This window comes from Denitrobacterium detoxificans, from assembly GCF_015062615.1.
Taxonomy (GTDB): domain Bacteria; phylum Actinomycetota; class Coriobacteriia; order Coriobacteriales; family Eggerthellaceae; genus Denitrobacterium; species Denitrobacterium detoxificans_A.
Window position 1 is genome coordinate 45,662 of the sequence record NZ_SUUH01000009.1, and the last position, 25,549, is coordinate 71,210.

A 25,549-nucleotide genomic window follows, 5' to 3' on the forward strand; every position below is an offset into this window, starting at 1 on the left:
AAAATCAGCGATGCTTTTGTAAAAAATGTCGCCGTTTACACGTCGCGAGAGCCCGCGGAGGCGACACTCTCCGTAAGGCAAAATCGCGACCTGGGACAATACGCTCTCGTAACGCCCAAACAAGCCATCTGAAGCCCGAATCGCCCTCATCAAGAGCTCATTAACGTGTAAACGGCGACATTTCTTACATTTAGTCGGCCAAATTTGCTCATTTTCCTGCCGAGCGCGACCGAACGAACCCATTTCACCATCCGCGCGACCAATTACGCAGGTCGGCGCCATCCCGCTACACACGAAGAGGGGGCATGATGCGCCCCGATTTCCACGCTGGAGACCCCGCTCGGCAAAATCGGCGCTCGCTTTGTAAAAAATTTGCCGCTGTACAGGTTCACCAGCGTACGAGCCAACTCATTCACACCACCGAGATGCTCGCGAACTGGGGATATGCCAGCATTTCCTACGCGTTGCACCTTTGCCGCCGCCAAACGACTCCAATTGCGGCCCATGTCACCTGTACAGCGACGAATTTTTTACATGAGAGCAGCGCTTTTTGCCAAAACGGTTCTCCCAGGCGAATTACTAAGGAAATTTGACACGCGCAACCACGCCATACCACCACGTGCGCGACACCCCGCATGCACGGCCGCGCCGCCTGCACGAACGCCACTGCCGTCCGTGCACGCCCCCGCTACACGCGAGCAGTCTCGATGCGCGCCACGAGCGCGGGAATATCCGCGGGCGCATGCGCGAGCTCGGTGGCATCCGCCAGCTCTTCGGGCGTGCCAAAGCCATACAGGCAGCCAATGCATGGCAAGCTATGCGCCGCTGACAAGGCAATATCCTTATGCCTATCGCCAATGGCAATAAACGGCCCCTCGAAGTCACGCTCGATGGACTTGAAGATCTCTTCCTTGGGCGCGTAATCGAACTGCTGAGCGTTGTAATACCCGGAAAACCACTGGTCCAAGCCAAACGCCTTGCGCGCGGCCTCCTGATACTCCGTCGCGCAATTACTCAGAAACACCAGCGTATGCCCTGCCGCCTTCACGGCATCGAGCATCTGAGGAACGCCATCGTACAGCCGCGCCTTGCCCGCCGCCACAGCCTGGAGCATGACATCCTTCACGTGCAGCGCCGCCGGCTCGGCCACCTCCCACGGAATCTCGGGCGCCAGGCGCGCCCAGGCCTCGAATACGTTCAAGCCCAGGTTGCGCTCCAATTCCTCGCGTGCGAACGTGCGCGGACGAGCCTTCCCCGCATCAACCAGCGTCTGGTATCCCGCGGGAAACGCATTGGCATACACGTACATGCTGTCATGCAGCGTGCCGTCATAATCAAAAACCAACGTGGAGGGCTTCATGCCCGCTCCTCTCGAACGCACGTAAGCAAACGGGGCAACCGGCCAGCCGATTGCCCCGTAGCTCTACCCTAAACGATGCAACGCGCAAACAGCGCCGCTATCGCAAAACGCTAAATTTGCCCCATGACATTGCAAAGCTCGATGGCCCCCAGCGCGCACTCGCTGCCCTTGTTGCCCACCTTGCTGCCGGCACGCTCGATGGCCTGCTCGATGGTATCGGTGGTAAGCACGCCCATCATAACGGGGATGCCAGCTTTCAGCGACACCTGGGCAATGCCCTTCGAGACCTCGTTGCAGACCACATCGTAATGGCTGGTAGCGCCACGAATCACCGCGCCCAGGCAAATAACCGCGTCGAACTTGCCGCTTTCGGCCATGCGCTGCGCCACCAGGGGAATCTCGAACGCGCCCGGCACCCAGGCGGCCGTAATGTTCTCCTCGGGCACGTTGTGGCGCACCAGGCCATCGATGGCGCCCTCCAGCAGCTTGCCGGTGATGAACTCGTTGAAGCGCGCCACCACAATGCCCACGCGCAGATTCTCGTTTACGACCTTACCCTCGATTACGTTAATTGCCATGTTGGTTTCCTCCTGTTGATCCTTATAGCCGCTTATTTCCCACGCTTACACCAATGCGGGCTCTTGAAGAATGCTCTCGAACACGTGGCCCATCTTCTCGCGCTTCGTCTGTAGATACGCACGGTCGTGCTCCTGCGGCTCGATTTCGATGGGCACGCGCTCCACGATCTCCAAGTTGAAATCGCCCAGGCCATACACCTTTTCGGGATTGTTGGTGAGCAGACGAATGCTACGGCAGCCCAAGTTGCGCAGAATCTGCGCCCCCGACCAGTATTCGCGCAGGTCGGGCTTGAACCCCAACGCCACGTTGGCCTCTACCGTATCCATGCCCTGCTCCTGCAGCGCATATGCTCGAATCTTGTTGATCAGGCCAATGCCGCGACCTTCCTGACGCATGTACAGCAGCACGCCACGACCCTCGGTCTCGATCTGCTTGAGAGCGCTATGCAGCTGGTCGCCGCAATCGCAGCGCTGGCTACCGAACACATCGCCCGTCAGGCATTCGGAATGCACGCGGCACAGCACGTTACAGCCGTCGCCAATCTCGCCCTTCACCAGGGCAACGTGCTCCTCGCCCGTGATGTCGTTCACGAAGCCGTGAATCTGGAACTCGCCATACTGCGTGGGCAACTTGGCCGTAGCAGCCTCGCGCATATGGTTATCGTGCACACGGCAATAATCCTGCAGCTGCTTGATGGAGATAAGGCACAGTCCCCATTCGCGAGCCTTTTCGACCAGCTCGCTCGTGCGCATCATAGTGCCATCCTCGCGCATGATCTCGCAGCACAGGCCGCACTGCGCCATGCCAGCATGACGCAGCAGGTCGACCGTCGCCTCGGTGTGCCCGTTGCGCTCCAGCACGCCACCGCGCTTGGCCACCAAGGGGAACATATGCCCAGGCCTGCGGAAATCCTCGGGACGCGCCGCAGGATCGACGCACTTCATAGCCGTCAGGCTGCGCTCGGCCGCCGAAATGCCCGTCGTGGTCTCCACGTGGTCGATAGACACGGTGAACGCAGTCTCGTGATTGTCGGTGTTCTCGGAAACCATTTGCTGGAAGTTAAGCTTATGGGCGAGCTCCTGGCTCATGGGCATGCAAATAAGACCCTTGGCCTGCGACGCCATAAAGTTCACGTTCGCCTGCGTGGCGAATTCCGCCGCGCAGATCAGGTCGCCCTCGTTTTCGCGATCGGGGTCGTCCACCACCATGATCAGGTGGCCCATCTGCAGTTCGGCAATCGCCTCTGCTACGGTGTTCAGTTCCATATGAGTTCCTCTCTCCTTGAAGAAGTTGATTCCAAATGACGCGCGGTTAGAATCCGTTGCGCGCGAGAAATTCCATCGTGAGGCCCGACGGGCGGCCGCTCGAGCCGTCTGCCTGCGCAGACGCGAGCGGAGTTGCAGGTGCGTCGGCCGCAGGCATGCCGCCTGCCGCGCCACCCAACAGCTTTTGCACGTACTTGCCCAGCATGTCGTTTTCCAGATTGACCGTGTCACCCGGGCGTTTCCTCAGCAGTACCGTCTGGGCACCAGTGTGCGGAATGACAGACACCTCGAACTCGTTGCCCTGAACGCTGGCAACGGTCAGGCTGATGCCATCGATGGCGATGGAGCCCTGCGGAACCACGAGCGCCGTGATGCGCGGCTCGGTGCGAATGCGTACGCGCACGGCGTTTTCCTCGGCACGACGCTGCACGATCGTGCCCACGCCATCGATGTGCCCCGACACGACATGACCGCCGAACCGCCCGTTCGCCGGCATGGCGCGCTCCAAGTCGACGAGGCTTCCAGGCACAAGTTCGCCCAGGTTGGACGCGCTCAGCGTTTGCGGCATGACATCGGCGCTGAACTCGTCGGCGCCCATAGCCGTCACGGTAAGGCACACGCCATTCGTGGCAATGCTGTCGCCGATGCGCGTTCCCTCTAGGACGGCGCGGCACGCAATGACGATCTTGCCCGCCTGGCCCCGCGGAGGCATGCGCCGAACCGAGCCCACTTCCTCTACAATGCCCGTGAACATTACCTATCTCCTTCCGCCCGCGAAGGCTGCATCAGGGAATACGTAAGCTTGACATCGGAACCCAACACCTCGACGCGCGGCGCACCTAGCGGCAGGGCGTTCGCCATGAGCTCCACGCCCAAGCCCGCCACCGGCGTCTTGGCGTCGCCGCCCACAATCTTGGGGGCAACGTACGCAATCGCCTCGTTCACGAACCCGCCTGCAAAGGCACTCGCCAACAACGTGGCGCCACCCTCCAGAAGCATCGAGTCGACCTCGCGTTCGCCCAGGTAATCAAGAAGCGCCGCGAAATCGACGCGCCCATCGGCGGCAGGCAGGCACGCAAGCCTGATGCCCGCGGCCTCCAACGCCTCGCGTTTTCCATGGGAGTCGGCCGCATAGGCAACCAGCACGGGCACCTCACGTGCCGTGCGCACGAGCGCGCTTTCCAGCGGAATACGCAGGTTGCTATCCACGATCACGCGCAGGGGCTGACGCGATTCGCCCGCGCGACGGCACGTGAGCAAGGGATCATCGGCCAGCACGGTGTTCACGCCGACACAGATGGACGCCAGGCGATGACGAAGTTCATGCACGTCGGCACGCGACTCCTCGCCCGACACCCAGCGGGCATCACCCGTGGATGTGGTAATCTTCCCGTCGGCCGTCATGGCCCACTTGGCCACCACGTACGGACGACGGCGCGTGATGTAGTGGAAGAACGCGGGATTGAGCGTATCGCATTCCGAACGCAGGCAATCCTGGTCGACCCGAATGCCCGCCGCACGCAAGCGCGCCACACCTCGGCCACTTACCAGGGGATTCGGGTCGCGACTGCCAATTACCACGCGCGAGACACCCGCGTCTACCAACGCGTCGGCACACGGGGGCTGATGCCCCGTATGGCTGCACGGCTCCAACGTGACATACACGGTCGCACCCGCGGGGTCCTCCCCCGCCGCCACGCAGGCCGCAAGCGCATTACGCTCCGCATGGGCTTCGCCAAAACGCTCGTGGCATCCAGCGCCAATCACGCGACCGGCCTTCACGACTACGGCACCTACCAGCGGATTCGGATTCGTCCAACCCGCAGCGGACCGCGCAAGCTCGACGGCCTGCGCCATGAAGCGCTCATCGGCGGAACGCTGCACGCCACGAGCAATGCCCGCCGCAGCGTCACGCACCACGGACGCAACCGCCTCGATACGATGCAAGCTGGAGGAATCGTTTGCCATCGCATGTCCTTTCGTTGCCAAGCGGGCCCCGCCCGCCATACCGCCCACACGCGTATTCGTGCAGGTAAGCGGACATGAAAAACGCCCGCCAGAAACCTGACGGGCGTAGCAACCGAAAGACATGCCACTACGGCATGTACAGCACGACATACGTCGCGCTTCAGTTTCCGTTCTTCCATCCGGACTGTAACCGTTGGTCCTGGATTCTCACCAGATCAGCCGCTTGCGCGGGTCGCGGACTTAGGGCTTGCGCCCCTTACCGCCAGTGAGGAATTTCACCTCGCCCTGAACAGATATCTTGGGGAGCACTATAGGCCAAGCGCCCCATGCCGCGCAAGACCTATTTTCGTTTGCAATAGGATTCTTGAGAGACCATTACGAACATGCCATAATTGATGGCGTTAAGGTGCCGTTTCGTGGCGTCATGCGCCCACGGCATAACTTTCAGGGGGAAGGGAGTCATCATGTTCTGCCCGCACTGTAACGCATCCGTTGCCGACGGATCGAAGTTCTGCCCCTCGTGCGGCAAGCCGCTCGAAACACCAGAAGCAAGCCCGCAAACAGGGCAAACTCCCCAATACGGACAGCCCCTAGAAACCTCGACACCTGCCACTGCGCCCGTGGAGCCCACCGCCGTCATACCTCCCGTGGGCGCCGCCAGTCAGGCAAACGCAGCTGGTACGCCAACCACCCCAACGCCAGGCTACACGCCTCCGGGAACCGTCCCACCCGCGGCTACGGAACCCTGGTACGGCAAGACCTGGGTCATCATTCTCTTCCTCATCTTCTTCTGGCCCGTGGGCCTCATCCTCATGTGGATGAAGACATGCAAATGGGAAAAGGCGGTCAAGGTCGTCGTCACCGTTCTGTTTGCGGTTTACGTTGCCGCCTCGATCTTCTTCGTCACCAGCATGATGAGCAGCCTTACGAACCTGGCCGCGACGAGCGCCACGCAAAGCGCCGTCACAAGCACTCAGCCAAACACCAATTCGGGCAGCTCGAGCGACAACAAGAATTCGGGAAACTCCTCGAACTCGGGCAATTCCGGCTCATCCAATTCCGGCTCCTCGAACTCGGGCAATTCCGGTAGTTCGGGCAATTCCGGCTCTTCCGGCAGTGGCTCGTCGGGCTCTAGCTCCAGCTCGTCGGCCATCAACTACTCCAACACCCGCTATGGGTACAGCTGCACCCTACCGGCCGGATTTACGTTGCTGAGCGAATCGGCTAACGGTGACGGCGCCACGTACTTCAACTCCGAATACAACATGACCGTGAAGGTCTTCGGATTCAACAACACGAACGGCCTGGACGGCAGCCAGCTGGAAGAAGGCTGGTGGAATGGCTCGACCAGCGCTAGCACCCAGAACATCGACAACCTGTGGATGCTGTATCAGTACGACAGCACGAAGGAATACGTATACGCTGCCTACGTGGGAGACGGGTCCATCGTTGAAGTCGATATCGACTTCCCCCTACAGTCGGACAACACCGACGAAATGGACATCGCCTCGGAAATCATGGTGAGCTTGACCCCGGGCGACCTCACGGTCGCACACTAGCCCAGGCCACAACAGCGCAGGCATACGCACAAACGAAAGCCGGGCTGCCAGCACATGCGGGCAGCCCGGTTTGTCATGTCAATGCAGCGTTACGCAAAACCCGACGCACCATACGCGGTACGACGATTACGCCAAAACCCGACGCACCATGCGGCGCAGACGCTACAGCAAATACGCGTCGACGATCTCGGCGTAGTAGGCGATATGCGTGTCCTTGTTCGCGCCCACGAACGTGCTGGGCTTGTCCTGCGGATACCACTTCTGCTCGTCGGGAAGCATGCGGTCGATTTCCTGCGCCTGCGTGTAGAGCACGCGGCATTCCAGCGTAAGCGGCAGCTGCGCCACGGCGGGCACGCTGACAACACGCGGCTCGACCAGCTGTATGCCAGATTCCTCGATCTTGTTCACGTCACGACCCGAACGCGAACCGCAGATGTTCAGGATTTCCTTGGCGGCAGGACCCTTCGGAACGCTGATGGTGAACTCGGGGTTCTTTTCGAGCAGGCTTACCGTATGGCGACCCTCGCGAATGTACGCCGTGAAGATGGGCTTGTTCCATTCCATGCCAACGGAACCCCAGCCGATGGTCATGCTATTCACCACATCGTCAGCCTTGGTGGTTAGCAATACGCCGCCGTTGAAGAACGCGCGAATCACATCGCTGGCATAACCGGGAAAATCAAGCGTACGAGCCATACGGGCCTCCTATTCAACTGCGCCTATAAGGGCGCATGCAGATATTCCGCCGTTTAGTATAAACGTCCCACCCGCCAAAAAACGTTTGCCACGCAACACGCCACGCAGAAACGAAAAATGCACGCGGACGTAGGGAACGTCCGCGCGCATTTGGGAGGAACAGGTGCTCACCCAGGGGAGGCGCCTAGCGAATTAGGCAAAGGAGACCACAATGGTGGCAGGAAGCGCAGCGAGCACGATGAGCGCACGCAGCGCAAAGCCGCCGATGAGCACGCCGGCCTCGCTGCCCATGTCCAGGGTGCGGGAGGGGGCGCCCGTGTTCACAAACAGCTCGAAGGTTTCGATGATCGCCGGCAACACCAGGCCCGCAAGCACGAACGCAATCCAGAACGCGGGCGCGAACGAGCCAGCTACCAGGTTCGATACCGTGGCATGAGCCGTATCGCCGGAGGAATTCACGATGAACAGCATTGCCACCACCAGCACCAGCTCCACGATGGGCAGCCAATAATGGGCGCGCTTCAGCGCGGGCAGCGATTCGGCTTCCTGGGGAGCCTTGATTAGCGAGCCCAGCACCACTGCGGCAGCGCCCGTGGAAACCGCCGATACCAGGAACAGCACGGGAAGGATCGCGTTGTTCCATAGCGGATACGTCTTCACCACACCCAGCAGGCAGCCCGTGTAGGCACCCACGCAAACGGCGAACACGACGCCCACCAGGTCGAGCCAGCGCGGAATGTCGATCTTGCGAATCTCGAGAAACGCGACGACCAGGGCGATGACCTCGAAAACGGCAAGGAAGTAGACGCCCCAGGTCATTACCGACCCCACATTGTGGATCAGCAGTGCGAAGCGCCACGGGTTCAACAGGCCGCCCTTCGCGTCGACCATGAGCAGCACCAGGCCAATGGCCACCACCACGGGGGCGATGAAATGCCCGATGCGACGCGTAGTTACGGCATGCGGATGTTTCCACGCCACGAAGGCCGAGGTGATGAACGCACCGCCACCCAGGCCAGCCAGAAACAGGTAGAGCGCGATGGGAATGCCCCATACAGGTTCAAATTGCATCTTCTATCACCTCACGTAATAAATCTTGGCCTTGGTCAAATCGCCAGAGATGGGCTGGGCGCCCGTTTCGGCAATGGCCCGCGAAAGCTCGCTATTCGGGTCGTCAAGGTCGCCGAAGATGCGCGCGCCCGTAAGGCAGGCCTCCACGCAGCTGCACATCGTCGTGCCATCGGAAGCGGAAGCGGTACAGAAGCGGCACTTGTCCACCGTGCCCGTCTCCTCGTTCACCTGGCGAATCTGATAGGGGCACGCCGCCATGCAATACTTGCAGCCAATGCAACGGCCCTGGTCGACGGCAACGATGCCGCTTTCGGTAATATGCGTTGCACCCGTAGGGCACACGCTTGCGCAAGGAGCGTCTTCGCAATGCATGCACTGCAGAGGAATCGTTTCCCATTCCACCGAAGGATAGGCACCCTCCTCGGCTTCCTCGAAGCGAATGAACTGCTCGGTTGGCTCCAGGCCATTCTGACGCTGACATGCGGTAACGCATGAATAGCAGCCCACGCACTTAGTAGTATCGATAAGCATTCCTAAACGGGTCATTACGCACCTGCTTTCTGAACGGTAAGCACGGCGTCACGCACCATGCCGGAGCCATACGCGGCTTCCACGGCAAAGGGAACCAAATCGGCGACGTTCACGCCCACGCCCTTCGCATGGGCCTCACCGGAACTCATACGGCCGAACCCTTCGGGAACGAACACCGCACCCGGAACAACGCGGTTCGTCACGCGCACGCGCGCTGTAAGATCAGATTGGTTCGCCAAGGTCACGGTATCGCCATCGGCAATACCCAAGCGCTTCGCATCGTCCTCGTTCAGCCACACACGCGACAGATCGTACTTGGAAATAAGCATGGCAATGGCATCGTCGTCTGCAGCAAGCCCACCGGCATTCACGGGCAAGGCGCCCGAAGCCAGCGCAAGCTGGCCGTCGGCCAGGACGTGCGTCGGCTCGACCCACATGGGCGATGCCGACAGGCCCGCCGCCTTGCACGTATCGCTTGCGAATTCGATCTTGCCGCTGGGAGTGCCCCACACGGGCAGTTCGCCATACGTCACGGCATCTTCTGCGAGCGAAACGGTGCCCACGCTCACGGCGCCATCGTAGCTTACGCCCACGCTTTCCAGCTGGGCGCGCGCAACATCTTCCAAGCTGAAATCGAACGCATCGCCCACGCCACACGCTTTGGCCAGCCCGCCAAAAATCTCGTCTAGGGGCTTCGTTCCAGCATGCAGCACATCAATCGCTGCGCCATGCATGACCACGCTGGGAGTGGGACCATCCACGAACGCCGGCAAATCCGCGCGCTCCAGATAGCTCACATCGGGCAGCACGTACTGGCACGCCTGCGCGGTTTCGCAGAGCTCGGTACCCACGTACACCGAAAGGTCGCACCCTTCGATGGCGGAACGGACGTACGAAGGGCTCGAAGCGTCGGCCACATAATCGGTTTCGCAGAAGATGACGCCATGCAGCGCACCCTCGTGCGCAGCCTTCAGGGCAACGGCGGACGAACCGCCCACCTGCGCAGCCAACGGGTAGTCGACATCGCCCACACGCTGCGCGTTTGGCGCTGCAACGGCTTCAATGCCATCCAGTTCACCAGGACGAACGCATACGTCAACAAGCGCGCCGCCCTTCTGGTTGTAGCAGCCAAGCAGTGCGTTCAGCAGCGCCGTCGCACGAGCAAGCTCGCCCGAGTTGCCGTACAGCGCACCGTTGCCCTCGCGAAGGCCAAGCGACACAGAGCACGCCGGGGCGGCATTGCGCAGCTCCACAGCCAGACGCTCGATGCTATCCTCGGGCAGGCCCGTAACGCCTTCCGCCCACTTCGCGCCGTACGAGGAAACGGCAGCGCGATACTCATCGAACCCAGCACCCTGGGCATCGACAAACGCCTTGTCGTACCCATCTCGCAGCAGCTCGGCCGAAAGCGCAAGCACGAGCGCAAGCTGCGAACCGGGCTTGAGGCCCAGCCATTCGCTGGCAAAACGCGTATCTCCCGACTGTACGGGACCCGCCATGACGATGCGCGCGCCGTTCTGACGCGCTGCTTCCAGGGCGGCAATATGCGCCGGACGCATGCCATCCAGAGCGCCATCGCAAATGAACAGCGTCATCTGGGAATGCTCCACATCGGGGGTGTAGCCTTCCGCCCCAATGGCGGCATAGGTGCCCGCCTTGCGCGAAAGGGAATGGGCGGCATCGTCGGTATAGACGTTCGCGCTGCCCAAAGCCCACATAAGGCGCTTGCCATAAAACGAGCTCGTGGGCCTGCCGTCGCCGATGAAGGCCAGCTCCTGCGGCTGCATGCCGCCAATGCGCGTGGCAATCTCGCTGAACGCCTGATCCCAGGTAATGGGGTCGAACCCGCCTTGGGCATTCCGCTTCAGCGGCTCCACCAGTCGATCTTCGCCCTCCGCCACGCGCGGGTACGCATAGCCGATAGCGCACAACTTGCCAGCGGCAGAAGGATTCTCGGCATCGCCGATCACCTTCCCCAGCTTGCCCTTGTTTACGTACGCGGTGAAACCACAATTCGCGCCACAGCCATAGCACGTCGAGTGCACTTCGCGAACGTCTTCATCCGAATGGTAATTCACGCCAAACGCCTGGTCCCACGCGGAACGCGAGGCGCCAACCGCAGCGGTGGCAACCGCGGCACCCGCCGCCGTCGCCAGGAAACCCCTGCGGGTTATCGTTGTATCTTGCATCGTCTCATCCTTCCACGTGCACATTTACGGACGGACGAGCGCGCCGGCGATGTCGGCCGTGTTGATGATTCCGGCTTCGATGCATTCCTGATAGATGTCCTGCCAGTCGATGAACTTGATAGCGCCATTGGGGCACTGCTCGGCACAGCGGCCGCACGAAATGCACTTCGTGGACTTGCCGGTTTCGCTGGAAACCTGAGGCATGTTCCAGGGGCAGGCCTCGTGGCACATGCCGCAGCCAATGCATACGTCCTCGTTCACCACGCGCGCACCCGTTTCCGGATCGGCGGAAATCGCATGCACGGGGCAATTGTCCACGCATGCCGGGTCGCTGCACTGCTTGCAGCTCTTAATGGTGAACTGGCAATTGTCGTAGATGCCGTCAAGCGTGTCGGGCGATGCGCCAAAGTTGTAGCTCTCCCACACGCGCACGCGTGCGGTCTGCTGGCTCACCCAGCCATCATTGCGCAGCGAGCACATCATCTCGCAGCGCTGACAGCCACTGCATCGTCCACGATCGGTGACGATGAATTTCTGCGGCGTCGTCGAAATTTCGATACGACCGGCGGCAATGGCCTTTTCCGTAGCGCCCCATTTGGCAACCACGCCACCAACGATAAGTCCGGCGACGCCGCAGCCGCACATGGTCAACACGTCGCGGCGGGTAATCCTCTTCGCAGGGGCAGCGGCTTCCTCCGCTCCCCGTACGGCAGCATCGTTCTTCTGCTGTACGTCTGACATACGCGTTACTCCTCCTTGTTGTCAGAAAAGCATCGCTTGCGAATGCGCTCCCGCATTCGCGCTCCCTCGTCTTCCACCTTCGCAACGCGACCACTATCCCAGCCGCCGCACGCTACCCTTCCCCTCTTGCGGGGTAAAACCCACGCACTCGAAATCGTTTCTCGTTTTACCCCACAAGAGGGTACGGGGCATTTTTCCCAGGGGATACAGTGCACGCATTCGACTTATCAGACGAGTCGAGCGCATCGCCATCCATCTTTCCCTGGGCCACCCCGCAACGTGAACACCCACAGAGGATTTGGAGAGATACATGGCAGACGAGAAGTCATTCGGCTGGACCGGAAAGATGCTCCGCGTGAATCTGACCACCGGACGCATCACCACCGAACCCACCGAACCCTACAAGGCCTACATCGGCGGCATGGGCCTCGCGAACAAAATCATGTACGACGAAGTGCCCGCCGGCACCGAACCATTCGACCCCGAGAATAAGATCATTTTCGCCGTGGGGCCGCTCACGGCAACCGGCGTACCCCTGGCAGGGCGCACCACCATCTGCAGCCTTTCCACGTACACCACCGACCACCTGGTCGTCGACGCACACTGCGGTGGCATGCTGGGCGCGAAGATGAAGATGGCCGGCTATGACGCCATCATCGTGGAAGGCGCCAGCGACAAGCCCGTATACCTGGCCATCCACAACGACGACGTGAAGATCAAGAGCGCGGCGGCCGTTTGGGGCCAGGGCACCCGCGCCACCACGGAAATGCTCAGCCGCCTGGAAGGCACGCGTACGTGCGTAGCCGCCATTGGCCAGGCAGGAGAGAACCTCCTCCCCTATTCCTGCATCATCAACTCCCGCAATCATTCCGCAGGCGCAGGCACGGGCGCAGTCATGGGCTCCAAGAAGCTGAAGGCCCTGGTCATCGAAGGCGACAAGCCCATCTACGTAGCCGACCCCAAAGCGGTGGCCGAGCTTTCCGACTACATGCTTCGCGAGATCATCGGCTCGAACAACAACCACGTGGTGCCCAGCACGCAGCAGGAGTGGGCCGAATTCTACGATGCCGATTCCCGTTGGACGGCGGCAAAGGGCCTGAACTGGGAGCTCGCCGAAGGCGGCCCCATCGAAACCGGAGAGCCGAAACCCGGCGAGCTGAACACGGTCGGCTACCGCTGCATGAAGTCCACCAAGGACCTGGGCCCCGCGGCATCCGCGTACACCATCAAGATGAACGGCTGCCACAGCTGCCCCATTCACTGCTATAGCGACCTGCGCGTCGAGGGATCGGGCGAAGCGGGCGCATTCGAGACCTCGGGCAACACGTGCGCCGCAAACTTCCCGTGGCGCTATGCCGAGACCATCCTGAAAACGGGCATCAGCCAGAAGGAAATGCCCGACGAATACGTCACCTTCAACGCAGCCATCGGCACCACCATGGACGACCTGGGTCTCTGGTGCAATTACGCAAGCCTGCACCGCGACATTGCGCACTGCATCAAGGAAGGCATCTTCAAGCGCGTGCTGCCCGCGGAAGAATACAACATGTTCGACTGGAGCAAGCTCACCCCGGAAAACGCCGACCCGAGTGTCTGCGTGCAGATCCTGCGCCACATCGCCCAGAACGACAACGAAATGGCCTACGTCGCCCACGGCGACATCGTCTGGTGCGAGCGCTGGGACGACATGGAATGGTTCGACAACAAGGCGTCGACCATGATCAACTACCGTGGCTGGCCCGTGCATCATGCCGCCGAATGCTTCGGCCAGGTGGGCATGCTGTACAACATGGTGTTCAACCGCGACGACATGATTCATTCCGCCGTAAACTTCCAGGGCAGCGGCCTGCCGCTCGACCTGAAGAAGGCCATCGCAGCCGAGGTATGGGGCGGCGAAGACGCCATCGACCCGCCGAAGAATTACACGCCCATGAACGAGCATAAGGCGAATTTCGCCTGGTGGAGCGTGGTTACCGACGTACTGCACGACAGCCTGACGCTGTGCAACTGGGTATGGCCCATGACGTGCAGCCCCACGAAGGCGCGCGACTACCGCGGCGACCTGGACCTGGAAGCAAAGTTCTTCAAGGCGGTCACCGGCCAGGACGTCACTACCGAGGAACTGTACGAAATCGGCGAGAAGATTACCACGCTGCAGCGCTGCAACACCATGCGCGGCATGCGCACCGACGACTTCCGCAACGTGCACGACGTGGCAACCAAGTGGACCTTCACGCAAGACCCCGACATCCCCGCATTCAGCGAAGGTACCGTAAAGCTGGACTGGGAAGACTGGCAGAAGGCCCTGAGCATGTTCTACGCACGCTTCTCGTGGGACGAGCAGAAGGGTTGCCCCACCGCCGCCTACCTGGATGCGCATGGCATGAGCGACATCAAGGCAGACCTGCAGGCCGAAGGCCTCATGTAGGCACACGGCGCTACAACAGCCAAACTAATAGGGCCCGCGAGATCCCCTCTCGCGGGCCCTTCTTCATATGACGACGGCCGAATCTAGCGGGCGTACTCCCTTAGGTAATCCAAGACGTCCTGGCGTGAATGCAAGCCCGTCTTGCCATAGATTCTCTTGATGTGCGCATGCACAGTGCCAGGACTAATGAAGAGCTCCTCGGCCACGCGCTGCTGGGTCTTTCCCAAGGCGTACTGCACGAGCACTTCCTCCTCGCGCTCGGTGAGCAGGAACTGTTGACCCAGCTCATGCACGCCTTCTTCCATGGCCATGCGCATGGCGTCTTCGCGCGACGTAGGCTCGACACCCTCATCCAGACCCATGAGGTTCTTGATCACGGGATGATTAGACGTTGCGACTTCGTGGCTGGCATCGGAGCCTTCGCCGCCGTGCGCAGCGTTTCGTCCATCCATGTACACCAAGATGAGCTGGCCCAAAATAAACTGGGCGGAAATCACCATCGCAACGCCCATGATCGCCATAATCTGAACGGGATCAACGCCCAAAACGGCCAAACCGCCTTCGGCCATGCGAGCAAGAGCGCGCGGCGCCAGGAACACGGCGAACCCGCTGAGCATGTAGTACCACGGATCGCGATAGCCATAGCTCATAAACGCAATGATGACGTACCAGTCGAACACCACCATCAGGGCGTTCGTCGACGTGCTCAAGCATGCGCCCACGCCCATGTCATCCGGCAGCAGTGCGTACGCAACGATGGCCAAGCAGCCTAGCGCCTGCATGATTTGCCAAATGCCCACCGTCATGACGCGCGTGCGCCCACGCAGCACGGCAACTACGATACTCATGCATAAGGTGATAACAATTACGGCATACGCAACGCGATGCACGGGCCCCAAGGCAATGCCCTCGCCTGCAGGGTACCCACGCAAAAGGCCAATAACCACCGACAAGAACGCAATGCCCAGGCCCGTTACCATAAGGAACTTGCTACTGGAAACGTTGTCCTCCATAAAGCCGAAGTAATCGCTACGCAGCGTGGGGCTCTCTATCTCGAATGCTTTCTTGCGCTTACGCGCAGCGCGAATAAGGGGAACCTGGAGCGCAGCCAAGAGCGGCGAGCACACGTTGTCGACCGGATCGGGCAGAAACGCGAATACGAGCAGCACCACTTCGCTGATGGCAAGCGCGCCCATGGCAACAACGACGGCCGTGCTCGTGCTGCAGCCCCGCACGCGCCGCAGCCAATAGCCAATATTCATATAGCCCAGGAACTCATTAGCGGCGTGCATCACGAGCAGCACATCTACCGACACCCCGGGGGTATGCTCGAGCGCGCTCAATAGCACAAGTACAAGCGCCTGCAGCCCAATGAGCGCATGTCCGATGATGTTGACCTGGCGCTTCGTGAACCGAACATTACCCAGCCACAACCATGCCGCAACGATGAACGCCGGAATAAGCGACACGAGCGTGGCGCCATCGGTGAAGAGACCCTGGTCGGTTTCAACATAGCTTCCGTAGCTTCCGACAATCAGGCAGTCGCGTGCGCATACAAGACCGATAATCGTAGGAATCAAGGGCGCATACACACGCACGGCCTCACGCACCCCCGAAAAGACGCCCGCCTTACGCGCGCCCTCTTCGTTATTCATAACCCTCCCTCAAAAACCATGGCTCACCGTCGCTCCTCCTCGCGACGAGCCATACCCACTCTACCCTAAGCCTAGGACATTCCCAATTTCTCCTCTTATAGGAGACGAAACATTTAACCAGGTTATAACGCCGTTTTTAGATTTACCCCCTTATAGGGTACGGGGAAATGGGCCTGCTTCTCATAATGAGGGCCCAAGGAGGAGGCCCATGGAAACGCAAAGCGCCGAAGCGCCCAACTACAAACAGCAAGCAGAAGAGCTGCATGCCGCCCTTGGCGCGGCACTCGAGGACATCCGCAGCCAGTCATGCGACAGCGCCCTCGTTACCCCCGAGCGCTGGAACGCAACGGGTATGGCTCCCACATGGATGGACACCGAGGCTTTCACCGACGCCGTAAGGGATGCATTGGTCAAATTCCACGCATCACCCGGCGAGCTCGATTGCGGCGCCACCAGCGGAGCCGAACAGATCGAGCCCACAGACGAAGCTGAGGCCGCTACCGAAACGCCATCGGACGAAGAGGAAGCCGCCGCTGTCACGCGCGCCAACGCTGATGCCGCGGACGAAGTTGATTCCGAAATGCCGGGTGAAGAGTCAAGCACGGCACAGAACCAGCCTGCATCGCTCGACGAAGCGCTTGCAGCGCTACCCGCGATCCCCTGCGCGGACATCTGCGTTCTTGAAGGCAAGAGCACAACGTATTTCTACTCGAACGCCTACATGACCGACGCGTATGCGAACTGGGCATTCCTTGCGCAGGAAGACGACAAGGTTCAAACCTTCGTTTCCGTGGTGCGCGAGGACTCGCGCGTCTATCCGCGCCCCATGGTGTATCGCTCGCTTTTGAACCCACCGTTCCGCATGACCGAAGACGAAGTGTTGCAATGCTGGCAGACGGTGCAGGAAACGGGAAAGTTTCCCGACATTGAAAGCTGCGAAGCGAGCAATGGCGACGTGTACTTCTTTTCCACCGACTACCTTTCGCCCCGATACGCGCAATCGCTTGCCGAATACGAATCGGTAGAGCGCCTGGCAAACCCATAGAAACGAGAACGACATGCCTTCCGACGAGGTACGTAACATATACAAAGAGATTGAAGATCGTCACGTCATCCGCACGGCAGACGTATACCAGACGCACATGGAGAACGGCGTGCGCGGCTATTCCGACAAGCTGCTTTCCGTAGTGGCGGACTTCACGAACAGCGGCATACCCGAAGGCTGCAACGCGCGCGGCATGGCGGGCAAGAGCAAGCGCGGAGAAGTCGCCTGCCAGATATTCGGCACCATCAACCCCGAAACGCGCACCATCGAGCACGCGGGCTTCCGCAGCCGCGGCTGCATCGCCATCACGGCATCCGCAAGCATGCTCTGCCAGATGATCGAAGGCAAATCGATCGAGGAGGCGCTTGCCATCAGCGACAACGACATCGTGCGAGCGCTTGACGGCGTGCCCTCAGACAAACGCGACACTCCCATCTTCGCTATGGAGGCATGCCACGCCATGATTGGCGACTGGCTTATCGCCCAAGGCGAGTTCGACGAGCTCGACGCGCTTACGCCCTGCGACATGGGCAGCGTTACCTGCCTACTCTGCGAACATTGCAGCCTACGCGACCTGCGCTACGACCTTCTTGCCGAGCAAGCCGGCGCAGCTAGCGTACGCAGCTAGCGGCTCGAAGGCGCCCTACCCTACGCGCGCATCCACCAAGTCGATGAGCTCCTGCTTGGAATGCACGCCAAGCTTGGCGTAGATGGACTTCGTATACCCCTTCACCGTATTGCGCGCCAAGTACAGCTCTTCGCAGATATAGGGAAGGTCGCGACCGCGGGCCAACAGGGCCAGCACTTCCACCTCACGCTTGGTAAGACCCGCCTCCTCGCCAATTTCCTGGCAAAGCGCCTGATATTCCGCGGCTTCGTCAGCTGCTTTCTGGCGCTTCAGCTCCTCTTCGCGCTCGCGCTGCTCCACCAGGGCATTCGCCATTTCCTCGACCTCGTCCTTATGCTGCCTGCGATCCACGAACAGCAGCACGGCAAGCACCAGGTAGATGAAGAAGAGCAAAAACGACGTGGACTGCATGAAGGCGATATGGGAACCCACGCCGAAGAACCCCGGCATGTAGAGGCCCGCCACGTACAGGACATGTGAAGCGGTGAACAGCAAGGCAATAGATGCCAACGCCAGCACCCTGCGCTCACGCAAGCGCTCGATGATCTGCGAATACGCCATAAGGCCGCTGAGCTGATAGCACGCGCTCACGAAGAACGCCACACCATCGAAGGGGGCCACCAGCAGAAGCACAGCCAGGGCGGCGAAGATTACCTTTACCGCAAAGCCATAATCATGCTTCCCGCTGAGTCGTTGCCATGCCAAGAAACCAGTAGCGCCTACCGGACAGCCCAGGATGGAGGCCAGCAAGCCATAGGGCGAGCCTTCGGGCAGAAACGCAACCGATTCGACGGCGCCATAGAGAAACGATGCCAACACGAACGCAAACAGGGGAAATGCGCATGCACGGACAAGCTTTCGGGCATACGCGCCCAAGCCGGCTTCAGGAGCGCTATATGCAAAGTGGTCGCGCTCCTGGACGGGCCTGCGCTCCTGCAACGTGGCAAGGCCATGCACGAAACACCATGCCAGCACGGCCGAAACGACAGCCATGGCAAGCGCCAAACCCGCAGCGCACGTAGGCAGAGCGATAAACGCAACGAAAAAGAGCAACGCGCCGATAAGGGCCTGCCAGCCCTGCACGTACGCCGCACGGTGCGTGGGAAAAAACGTGAGCGTCGAAAACCAGAAGAGCATGGTAAACGCCAGCCCCAGGCCGCATAGCACGCCTACGCCCGCGGCAAGCACGGAGGAAGAAATCTCTCCCGCAGCCAGAATGATGACGCACCCCGCCGCGAAGAACGCGTAGCCGAGCGCCGTAAGCATGACAACCGATCTTTCGCCAAAGCGTATGGGGAACAGGCCGTACGCCACAGCACCAACGCACTCGCAGAGACCCAGCGAAAGGTTGAAGACGCGGTACGCCTCGGCACTCGCCTCGGGCATGAACACACCCGGGAAGAAGCATGCGATGTTCACGCAGCACACCAAGGCGAAGCCCGCGATGACAACGGCGAACAGAACGCCATTGCGCGATGTTCCCATACGAATCCTCCCCAAACGCATGACCAATTTCGGCCCAGTATACGAGAAACGACGGAGCAAAACAAAACGCCTACAGCCCAAAACGGTAGAAGGCACGCTTCCCCGCAACTCACACAACACACAGTTTACCTGGGAAAACGCAAATCCCCCACCTCGTGGGTCTACGCGGGAAACCGCCCCGGACATAGCATTCCCATCGAAAGAGCACGCAGCGGCGCCATCGCGCAACACGGAACGCGTGCAATCCGAAGACATGGGAGGATTAATGGGAATCGAAAACATCTCACGACGCAACTTCCTTACGGGTTCTGCCGCCGTTGGCGCGCTGGCAGCCCTTGGCCTAGCCGGCTGCAGCAGCCCCTCCAAGGGTTCCAGCAAAGCCAGCAGCGAAAGCGCTGCAGGCGATTGGGCACAGAGTCTGAACGTGGACATCGCCTCCACCCTGCCCGGTAACACCGCCGAGGAAATCGCCATCAGCGAAACCAAGGATTGCGACGTCGTGGTCATCGGCGCAGGCGCCTCGGGCACGAACACCGCGGTGCGCGCGGCGCAAAGCGGTTTGAACGTTATCCTAGTGGAAAAGACGGGTGCCATCGGCGGTGCCAGCCTGAAGTCGTGGGCTCCTTCCGCCTACAACAGCAAGTACGCCAAGGCCATGGGCGTCACCACCGACACCGCCCCCATCATCGAGACGTGGGTCGCCGACTGCCACTGGCGCGTAGATGCCTCCGCCGTGCAGCAGCTCGTGAACAACACGGGCGCAGCCGTCGACTGGATGAGCGAGAACGGCTGGGAGTTCACGTACTTCGGCATGGGCGCCGACATCACCGCGCTGCCCGAATACGACCTGCGTGAAGGCCTCTATCGCAACATGCTGGCTAGCAGCGTCGAAAAGACCGGCGAGGTCATGGAGAAGACCACGGCTAAGCACCTGGTCACGAAAAGCGACGGCAGCGTTTCCGGCGTTGTCGTTGAAGATGAGAGCGGCAAGGGCGTGCAGATCAACGCCAAGGCCGTCGTCATCGCCACGGGCGGCTATGGCGCCAACAAGGACATGGTGAAGGCCGCATTCGGCTTCGAGGGCATCTTCGCGGGCCTTCCCCAGAACATCGGCGAGGGACTGGAAATGGCCTGGAAGGCTGGCGCGCAGAAGCCCCAGAACTTCGGCAGCCAGATGCTGCACCAGACGCTCGCTCGCGCTACCGACCGCCTGCTGGGCACGTTCGACGCGCTGCCCGCAAAGTATCCCATGATCCTGTGCTACGTGGCGAACCTGATGAACGTAGGCGCCACGGGCCAGCGCTTCCGCAACGAGGCGCTCGTGCTCGACGCCGTGCCCTCCGCGAATTCCAGCGCATACCAGGGTAACTTCCACTACGTAATCATCTCGAAGGACCAGATGGACAAGTTGGAGGCGAACGGCCTTTCCGGCCTGGGCATTTCGTACGATCCGGGCCTGCCGCCCGAGTTCAAGCCCGTATACGACGCCACCACCCCCTGGACGGGCATTGGCGACGTGCTCGACAAGATGGTCGCCGATGGCACGGGCTACAAGGGCAATACGTTCGAAGAACTGGCCCAGGCAGCGGGCATGGAAGTCGACATCTTCGTGGAGCAGGCGCAGGACTACGAAAGCTACTGCGCAAGCGGCTCCGACGATCAGTTCGGCAAGTCGGCCCTGTACCTAAACGCCATGGGCAGCGGCCCCTACTACGCCATCATCGCTGAGGAAAACAACCTCTGCTCGTGGGGCGGCCTGCTTACCAACACCGACTACCAGGTGCTCGACGACAAGCGCCTGCCCATCCCCGGCCTGTACGCCGTGGGCAACGAGTGCGGCTCCAACCTGTACAACGACACGTACGTTGGCTTCGGCTACGGCGTAGGCAACGCGATTACCTCGGGTTACCTCTGCGGTGGCAAGCTCGCCGAAAAGCTCGCGTAAACACGATTACCCAAGGCACGGCGAATTACCCCCTACCCCCTCCATTCGCCGCTGCGTTTGCCCCCAAGCCATCCCAGCTTGGGGGCTTTTTCATGGAATGCGATTCGCTCGGGCACCCAACGACCATCAACGAATGCGCTCGACCCATGCGTTCCTAGGAGCGCCTAGCGATCAATGACCAGAAAGATAATTTTGCCTTCCGCTTCGACACGCTAACGGAAGTGGAGTGCGTTTCGCTTCCGTAAGGGTCGCATTAACGGAAGTGAATTGCGTTTCGCTTCCGTAAAGATATACTGAAAGGAACGGAATCGGCGTTAGCGAGGAATCATGTGGCCACAAGTCGAATACGAAACCCTTCCATGGCATCGTGACGACGATGCTCTCGCCTATGCGTCAAAGACGCAACGTCGAAAAATACAGGGCACCTACGAAGCTGCACTACCTGCGCATATTGCCAACCTCGATGTCGACCTCAATGCCGAACTAAGCCGACGCGCAGAAGAGCTCATGGTATCCATAGCCCGATACGACCAAGAGCAAGCTAATCGCGCTTACAACCTGCCCGCGCTCATGCTCCGAAGCGAATCGTCCTCGAGCTCCCAGATCGAGCGCCTCACCTCGAGCGCGCGCAACGTGGCGCTAGCGGAACTCAGCGACAAGACATCCCAGAATGCACAGCTCATCGCAGCGAACATTGCGGCCATGCGCGAGGCCCTTGCGCATGAGGGCGAGATTGACGTTCCTCTCATCATCCGCATACACGACACTCTCGTTGCAGGCACCGACGCAGCAGCCGGCATCAGAACCGAACAGGTATGGATCGGGGGCAGCTTTTACAGTCCGCACGGGGCCGTTTTCGTTCCGCCCCACCACAGCCGCATTTCGTCGTATTTAGACGACCTCGTAGCCTTTAGCGCTAAAGAGGACATATCACCCCTGGTAAAAGCTGCCATTTTCCATGCACAATTCGAAACCATTCATCCCTTCACCGACGGCAACGGGCGCACGGGGCGCGCGCTGCTACATGCAATGCTCGCCTGGGACGATGTGCTTCGTTGCGCCACCATCCCGCTTTCGGCAGGGCTCCTGAGCAACGTCGACGCATACATGGCTGCGCTTGACGCATACCACGATGGCCACATCGAGCCCATCGTCGAACAGCTACTCGACGCAGTGGAACTCGCCATTGCGCTTGGGGCGAAGATGTCCGCGCAATTCGATGCCTTACTTAATGCATGGAACGAGTCGTTTGCCGAGCGCAAGGGGGCGAAAATCTACGAGCTGCCAGCACTGCTCGTAGAGCAGCCTGTCGTCAATACGGCATACGTCGCCAAGCGACTCGGCATCTCCGACAGAGCAGCGCGCGACCTTATCGCCAAAGCATGCGACTACGGCATCCTATCCAAGATGGGCAACGCACGGCGTGGCGCATTCTACCAAGCGCCCGAACTCATCGAGATTATTGAGGAAGCTTCGAGCGCGAAGGGGCTGCTGAGGGCTAAAGCTAGATAGTCTCCTCTTTGCGCCAAACCGCCATCCGCTTCAGCACTACGACAAAAGTCAAACCAGTTCTCTTTCACAAGAAATCGCATTTAGCCATATAGATACATTTCAAAACAATATCTTTCGAAAATTGAATATAATCCACTCATGACGAGCAATCCCAAACATATCAAGCCCTGGCTTAGCCCCCAAGAGCAAGTCGAACACCTGAAAAGCAAAGGCGTTCGGTTCAATCTTATTTCCGAAAACGAGGCAATCAAATACCTATCCAAGAACAGCAACTACTTCAGGTTGAAGTCGTATCGAACTGGCTTTCCAAAAGTAGACGCAGGACCTCGCAAAGGGGAATATGCAAACCTCGATTTCAAAATGCTCATCGATTTATCAATCGTTGACATGCTTCTTCGCTACGAAATGCTCCCCATGACACTCGATATCGAGCACTTCGCAAAAGTAAGCCTTCTGCAAACGATCGAGGCAGAAGGCGAAGATGGTTACGAAATCGTCTCCGATTACCTAAAGCATTACGACACCTCGGGAGAAAACGGGCAGAAATCCAATGTGGTCAAAAGAGAAATTCAGCATGGCGAATCAAGCCCCTACGTCGCGGGAATAATAAGAAAATACCCTGACCACAACTACCCCGTCTGGGCTTTCCTGGAGCTCATTACCTTCGGACGGTTCGTAAACTTCTATAAGTTTTGCGCCATACGCTTCGGCAATAAAACCATGCTGGACAGGTTCTATCTATTGCAATGCGTTAAACGCCTTCGCAATGCCTGCGCACACAACAATTGCATCCTAAACGAGCTAGCAAGCGGTACTCCAATGTACCGCGCAAATCACTACGTTTCTCAAGCGCTTAGCCAGATTCGCGAAATCGGCGCGAGCCAACGCAAGGCTAAAATGAAAAATGACCGGCTACAGCAAATCGCAACAACCTTGTACGTGCATCGAATTATTGTCTCGAAAGGCGTCCACGACAACAGAGCCGAAAGCCTGCACCTCTTCGTCTCTAGGATGAACAAACATATCGAGTACTACACGAGCAATTGCCAAATCCCCACGTCATTCGATTTCATTACGAAAATCATTAACGCTTGGTTTTCGACGGAATCGAGTCAGCGCTAAATCAATACTTGCACAGCCACAATCGCAAGCATATAATATTCTGACAGTGAAAAACGGCTTGCCGTTTTATAAAGGGGGGTCTCCGCAAGGGGAAACCCCTTAATTTTTTCTCAAACGATTCCCAGACAAATCGAAACGACGAGCGGGCGGCCCATTAACCACTCCGTTAATCGCCCAATCCCTAGAACTGGAAGTAAATAAAGGGGTTGAACGACCCCGAAAGCACGTTGGCAGCGGAAAGGGCAAGCAGGGCAAGCAGCCACACGTCCCAGAGTACGAGAACGACCTGATAGACGGCCGCCTTGCGCGAATTTGCGGGCTTGGCGTCGGTCACGCACAGTAGGTCGGCCGCGGCCGTTTTGGGGTGCGCAGTGCCGCCCGGAGCCAACACGCTCATGCGCTCGCGGCCCTCAACCCATGCCGTCAGACGCTCCTTCAGATACGGAGCGATGGGCGTGCTGGCCACAACGCACACGATGAAGACCGGCCAGTATTCCCACGCAGTAAGCTCCCACAGCGTAGACGAGCCCGTAGCGCCAAACATGCCAACCAGGGCTTGCCAGTACGGCACGAGCTGCGATACGTCGGTAATCCAGAAGAACGACCAACCAAACACGAACACGGCAATGGTATACACATGGCCCACGATGCGCGGCGCACGCGACAGCGCCTTGCCCCAAATGAACTTCTCGCAGATGAGGAGCACGCCATAGTACACGCCCCACAGAATGTAGTTCCACGCGGCACCATGCCACAAGCCCGTTACTGCCCACACGATGGCGATATTCAGCACCAGACGCTTGTCGCCCACACGCGAACCGCCCAGCGGAATGTAGATGTAGTCGCGGAAAAACGTCGACAGAGAAATATGCCAACGACGCCAGAACTCGGTGATTGAACGCGAGATATACGGGTAGTTGAAGTTGCGCAGGTATTTGAAGCCCATCATGCGGCCAAGACCAATGGCCATATCGGAATAGCCCGAGAAGTCAAAGAAGATCTGGAATGTATATGCGATGAGCCCCGCCCATGCACCCACGGCGCCAATCTCGGCGCCGCCCATGGAAAGCATCTTGTCCGCTAGGATTGCCACCGTATTCGCCAACAGCACCTTCTTGGCCAGGCCAATAATAAATAGGCGCAGGCCGCTGGAGAAATCGGAGAGGTTCTCCTTACGCGAAACCACCTGGTCCTGAATGGTCTGATAGCGAACGATAGGACCCGCAATAAGCTGCGGGAAGCACGCAACGTACATGCCCAAGTACAACACGTTACGCTGCGCGGGAACCTCGCCGCGATACACGTCAATCACGTAGCTCAACGCCTGAAGCGTATAGAACGAAATGCCAATGGGCAGAGGCAATTCCAGGTTGGGCACCACGCCCGCCCCTAGAATCACGTTCAAATTGTCGGCAACGAAGCCCTCGTACTTGAAGAAGCCGATAACGGCAACGTTGAAAACCACTGCCGCCACAAGAAGCGCCTTGCGCTTTTCTTGCGGTAGTTCGCCCTTGCCCACCATAAGGCCAAACAACCAGTTGGCCAGAATGGAGGCAAGCATCAGCAGGATGTAAACTGGCTCGCCCCATGCGTAGAATACGAGCGAAGCAATGAGCAACCACGTGTTCTTCAGCCGCCTACCAGGGCAGATGAAATACAGCAGCAGCGTGATGGGCAGAAACGCGAACAGGAATGTCGATGATGAGAAGACCATGAGACCCCTTTCGGATATCGTCTAGCGGATAGAACAGAGCACAACAATCACGCCAT

At 59.5% G+C, this 25,549-nt stretch carries 20 protein-coding genes and 1 riboswitch; of the genes, 7 read left to right on the forward strand and 13 right to left on the reverse strand.

The genetic code is table 11. The annotated features are described in order from the left end of the window. Window positions 1–688 precede the first annotated feature (688 nt). From E7002_RS09185 to ribD, 5 genes are all read right to left on the reverse strand, one after another. Complete coding sequence (locus E7002_RS09185; protein WP_303728607.1) at window positions 689–1,360, reverse strand: HAD family hydrolase; 672 nt, start codon at window positions 1,358–1,360, stop codon at window positions 689–691. 110 nt (window positions 1,361–1,470) lie between these two features. Further along, window positions 1,471–1,938: a 6,7-dimethyl-8-ribityllumazine synthase gene (gene ribE / locus E7002_RS09190; protein ID WP_177168493.1), complete on the reverse strand. Its 468-nt coding sequence runs from the start codon at window positions 1,936–1,938 to the stop codon at window positions 1,471–1,473. A 45-nt stretch (window positions 1,939–1,983) separates the two neighbouring features. Then, window positions 1,984–3,204 carry a bifunctional 3,4-dihydroxy-2-butanone-4-phosphate synthase/GTP cyclohydrolase II gene (locus tag E7002_RS09195; RefSeq protein WP_303728609.1) on the reverse strand — a complete coding sequence of 407 codons (1,221 nt, stop codon included), beginning with the start codon at window positions 3,202–3,204 and terminating at the stop codon, window positions 1,984–1,986. 46 nt (window positions 3,205–3,250) lie between these two features. Beyond that, window positions 3,251–3,958: a riboflavin synthase gene (locus tag E7002_RS09200; protein WP_303728611.1), complete on the reverse strand. Its 708-nt coding sequence runs from the start codon at window positions 3,956–3,958 to the stop codon at window positions 3,251–3,253. Continuing rightward, window positions 3,958–5,172: a bifunctional diaminohydroxyphosphoribosylaminopyrimidine deaminase/5-amino-6-(5-phosphoribosylamino)uracil reductase RibD gene (gene ribD / locus E7002_RS09205; protein ID WP_303728612.1), complete on the reverse strand. Its 1,215-nt coding sequence runs from the start codon at window positions 5,170–5,172 to the stop codon at window positions 3,958–3,960. The genes E7002_RS09200 and ribD overlap by 1 nt, the downstream gene beginning before the upstream one ends. Window positions 5,173–5,335: 163 nt before the next feature. Further along, window positions 5,336–5,469: riboswitch (FMN riboswitch) on the reverse strand. Between the two features lie 167 nt (window positions 5,470–5,636). On the opposite strand from ribD, the gene E7002_RS09210 reads away from it, so the two are divergent. After that, entirely contained in the window at window positions 5,637–6,731 is a 1,095-nt protein-coding gene (locus E7002_RS09210; RefSeq protein WP_303728613.1) for a zinc ribbon domain-containing protein, read from the forward strand. A 162-nt stretch (window positions 6,732–6,893) separates the two neighbouring features. Here E7002_RS09210 and E7002_RS09215 read toward each other — a convergent pair whose 3' ends face one another. The 5 genes from E7002_RS09215 to E7002_RS09235 form a co-directional block, all read right to left on the reverse strand. Beyond that, window positions 6,894–7,427 (reverse strand): flavin reductase family protein, encoded by a 534-nt coding sequence (locus tag E7002_RS09215; RefSeq protein ID WP_303728614.1) that lies wholly within the window; start codon window positions 7,425–7,427, stop codon window positions 6,894–6,896. A 192-nt stretch (window positions 7,428–7,619) separates the two neighbouring features. Then, on the reverse strand, window positions 7,620–8,498 hold the full coding sequence (gene nrfD / locus E7002_RS09220) for an NrfD/PsrC family molybdoenzyme membrane anchor subunit (protein WP_303728615.1): 879 nt from the start codon (window positions 8,496–8,498) through the stop codon (window positions 7,620–7,622). 6 nt (window positions 8,499–8,504) lie between these two features. Then, window positions 8,505–9,044 carry a 4Fe-4S dicluster domain-containing protein gene (locus tag E7002_RS09225; RefSeq protein ID WP_303728616.1) on the reverse strand — a complete coding sequence of 180 codons (540 nt, stop codon included), beginning with the start codon at window positions 9,042–9,044 and terminating at the stop codon, window positions 8,505–8,507. After that, complete coding sequence (locus E7002_RS09230) at window positions 9,044–11,218, reverse strand: molybdopterin-dependent oxidoreductase (RefSeq protein WP_303728617.1); 2,175 nt, start codon at window positions 11,216–11,218, stop codon at window positions 9,044–9,046. The genes E7002_RS09225 and E7002_RS09230 overlap by 1 nt, the downstream gene beginning before the upstream one ends. A 24-nt stretch (window positions 11,219–11,242) precedes the next feature. Further along, window positions 11,243–11,959: a 4Fe-4S binding protein gene (locus E7002_RS09235; RefSeq protein ID WP_303728618.1), complete on the reverse strand. Its 717-nt coding sequence runs from the start codon at window positions 11,957–11,959 to the stop codon at window positions 11,243–11,245. Between the two features lie 310 nt (window positions 11,960–12,269). On the opposite strand from E7002_RS09235, the gene E7002_RS09240 reads away from it, so the two are divergent. After that, on the forward strand, window positions 12,270–14,387 hold the full coding sequence (locus tag E7002_RS09240) for an aldehyde ferredoxin oxidoreductase (protein WP_303728619.1): 2,118 nt from the start codon (window positions 12,270–12,272) through the stop codon (window positions 14,385–14,387). 83 nt (window positions 14,388–14,470) lie between these two features. Here the strand turns inward: E7002_RS09240 and E7002_RS09245 are convergent, their stop codons facing one another. Beyond that, window positions 14,471–16,042, reverse strand: a complete 1,572-nt coding sequence (locus E7002_RS09245) for a response regulator transcription factor (RefSeq protein ID WP_303728620.1) — start codon at window positions 16,040–16,042, stop codon at window positions 14,471–14,473. 208 nt (window positions 16,043–16,250) lie between these two features. On the opposite strand from E7002_RS09245, the gene E7002_RS09250 reads away from it, so the two are divergent. Both E7002_RS09250 and E7002_RS09255 read left to right on the forward strand, forming a co-directional pair. Next, window positions 16,251–17,087 carry a hypothetical protein gene (locus tag E7002_RS09250; RefSeq protein ID WP_303728621.1) on the forward strand — a complete coding sequence of 279 codons (837 nt, stop codon included), beginning with the start codon at window positions 16,251–16,253 and terminating at the stop codon, window positions 17,085–17,087. Window positions 17,088–17,100: 13 nt separating this feature from the next. Next, the gene (locus tag E7002_RS09255) at window positions 17,101–17,715 is read left to right on the forward strand and encodes an iron-sulfur cluster assembly scaffold protein (protein ID WP_303728622.1); all 615 of its coding nucleotides are present in this window, start codon (window positions 17,101–17,103) and stop codon (window positions 17,713–17,715) included. A 15-nt stretch (window positions 17,716–17,730) separates the two neighbouring features. On the opposite strand, the gene E7002_RS09260 is transcribed toward E7002_RS09255, so the two are convergent. Beyond that, window positions 17,731–19,200 (reverse strand): LuxR C-terminal-related transcriptional regulator, encoded by a 1,470-nt coding sequence (locus E7002_RS09260; protein ID WP_303728623.1) that lies wholly within the window; start codon window positions 19,198–19,200, stop codon window positions 17,731–17,733. Between the two features lie 265 nt (window positions 19,201–19,465). Between E7002_RS09260 and E7002_RS09265 the strand changes: the two genes are divergently transcribed. The 3 genes from E7002_RS09265 to E7002_RS09275 all read left to right on the forward strand — a co-directional run bounded on the left by E7002_RS09265 (window position 19,466) and on the right by E7002_RS09275 (window position 23,779). After that, on the forward strand, window positions 19,466–21,145 hold the full coding sequence (locus E7002_RS09265; protein ID WP_303728624.1) for an FAD-dependent oxidoreductase: 1,680 nt from the start codon (window positions 19,466–19,468) through the stop codon (window positions 21,143–21,145). 327 nt (window positions 21,146–21,472) lie between these two features. Further along, window positions 21,473–22,657 (forward strand): Fic family protein, encoded by a 1,185-nt coding sequence (locus E7002_RS09270; protein WP_303728626.1) that lies wholly within the window; start codon window positions 21,473–21,475, stop codon window positions 22,655–22,657. Between the two features lie 138 nt (window positions 22,658–22,795). Continuing rightward, the gene (locus E7002_RS09275; protein WP_303728627.1) at window positions 22,796–23,779 is read left to right on the forward strand and encodes an Abi family protein; all 984 of its coding nucleotides are present in this window, start codon (window positions 22,796–22,798) and stop codon (window positions 23,777–23,779) included. Window positions 23,780–23,960: 181 nt separating this feature from the next. On the opposite strand, the gene E7002_RS09280 is transcribed toward E7002_RS09275, so the two are convergent. Then, entirely contained in the window at window positions 23,961–25,493 is a 1,533-nt protein-coding gene (locus E7002_RS09280) for an MBOAT family protein (RefSeq protein ID WP_303728628.1), read from the reverse strand. Window positions 25,494–25,549: the final 56 nt, after the last annotated feature.

What these genes read in the sequence shown, in the direction of transcription:
- E7002_RS09265 (WP_303728624.1), top strand. Translation starts at nt 19,466, where the DNA reads ATGGGAATCGAAAACATCTCACGACGCAACTTCCTTACGGGTTCTGCC.
- E7002_RS09270 (WP_303728626.1), top strand. Translation starts at nt 21,473, where the DNA reads ATGTGGCCACAAGTCGAATACGAAACCCTTCCATGGCATCGTGACGAC.
- E7002_RS09245 (WP_303728620.1), bottom strand. Translation starts at nt 16,042, where the DNA reads ATGAATAACGAAGAGGGCGCGCGTAAGGCGGGCGTCTTTTCGGGGGTG.
- E7002_RS09250 (WP_303728621.1), top strand. Translation starts at nt 16,251, where the DNA reads ATGGAAACGCAAAGCGCCGAAGCGCCCAACTACAAACAGCAAGCAGAA.
- E7002_RS09230 (WP_303728617.1), bottom strand. Translation starts at nt 11,218, where the DNA reads ATGCAAGATACAACGATAACCCGCAGGGGTTTCCTGGCGACGGCGGCG.
- E7002_RS09260 (WP_303728623.1), bottom strand. Translation starts at nt 19,200, where the DNA reads ATGGGAACATCGCGCAATGGCGTTCTGTTCGCCGTTGTCATCGCGGGC.
- E7002_RS09235 (WP_303728618.1), bottom strand. Translation starts at nt 11,959, where the DNA reads ATGTCAGACGTACAGCAGAAGAACGATGCTGCCGTACGGGGAGCGGAG.
- E7002_RS09240 (WP_303728619.1), top strand. Translation starts at nt 12,270, where the DNA reads ATGGCAGACGAGAAGTCATTCGGCTGGACCGGAAAGATGCTCCGCGTG.
- ribE (WP_177168493.1), bottom strand. Translation starts at nt 1,938, where the DNA reads ATGGCAATTAACGTAATCGAGGGTAAGGTCGTAAACGAGAATCTGCGC.
- ribD (WP_303728612.1), bottom strand. Translation starts at nt 5,172, where the DNA reads ATGGCAAACGATTCCTCCAGCTTGCATCGTATCGAGGCGGTTGCGTCC.
- E7002_RS09210 (WP_303728613.1), top strand. Translation starts at nt 5,637, where the DNA reads ATGTTCTGCCCGCACTGTAACGCATCCGTTGCCGACGGATCGAAGTTC.
- E7002_RS09215 (WP_303728614.1), bottom strand. Translation starts at nt 7,427, where the DNA reads ATGGCTCGTACGCTTGATTTTCCCGGTTATGCCAGCGATGTGATTCGC.
- E7002_RS09185 (WP_303728607.1), bottom strand. Translation starts at nt 1,360, where the DNA reads ATGAAGCCCTCCACGTTGGTTTTTGATTATGACGGCACGCTGCATGAC.
- E7002_RS09280 (WP_303728628.1), bottom strand. Translation starts at nt 25,493, where the DNA reads ATGGTCTTCTCATCATCGACATTCCTGTTCGCGTTTCTGCCCATCACG.
- E7002_RS09255 (WP_303728622.1), top strand. Translation starts at nt 17,101, where the DNA reads ATGCCTTCCGACGAGGTACGTAACATATACAAAGAGATTGAAGATCGT.
- E7002_RS09275 (WP_303728627.1), top strand. Translation starts at nt 22,796, where the DNA reads ATGACGAGCAATCCCAAACATATCAAGCCCTGGCTTAGCCCCCAAGAG.
- E7002_RS09195 (WP_303728609.1), bottom strand. Translation starts at nt 3,204, where the DNA reads ATGGAACTGAACACCGTAGCAGAGGCGATTGCCGAACTGCAGATGGGC.
- E7002_RS09225 (WP_303728616.1), bottom strand. Translation starts at nt 9,044, where the DNA reads ATGACCCGTTTAGGAATGCTTATCGATACTACTAAGTGCGTGGGCTGC.
- E7002_RS09200 (WP_303728611.1), bottom strand. Translation starts at nt 3,958, where the DNA reads ATGTTCACGGGCATTGTAGAGGAAGTGGGCTCGGTTCGGCGCATGCCT.
- nrfD (WP_303728615.1), bottom strand. Translation starts at nt 8,498, where the DNA reads ATGCAATTTGAACCTGTATGGGGCATTCCCATCGCGCTCTACCTGTTT.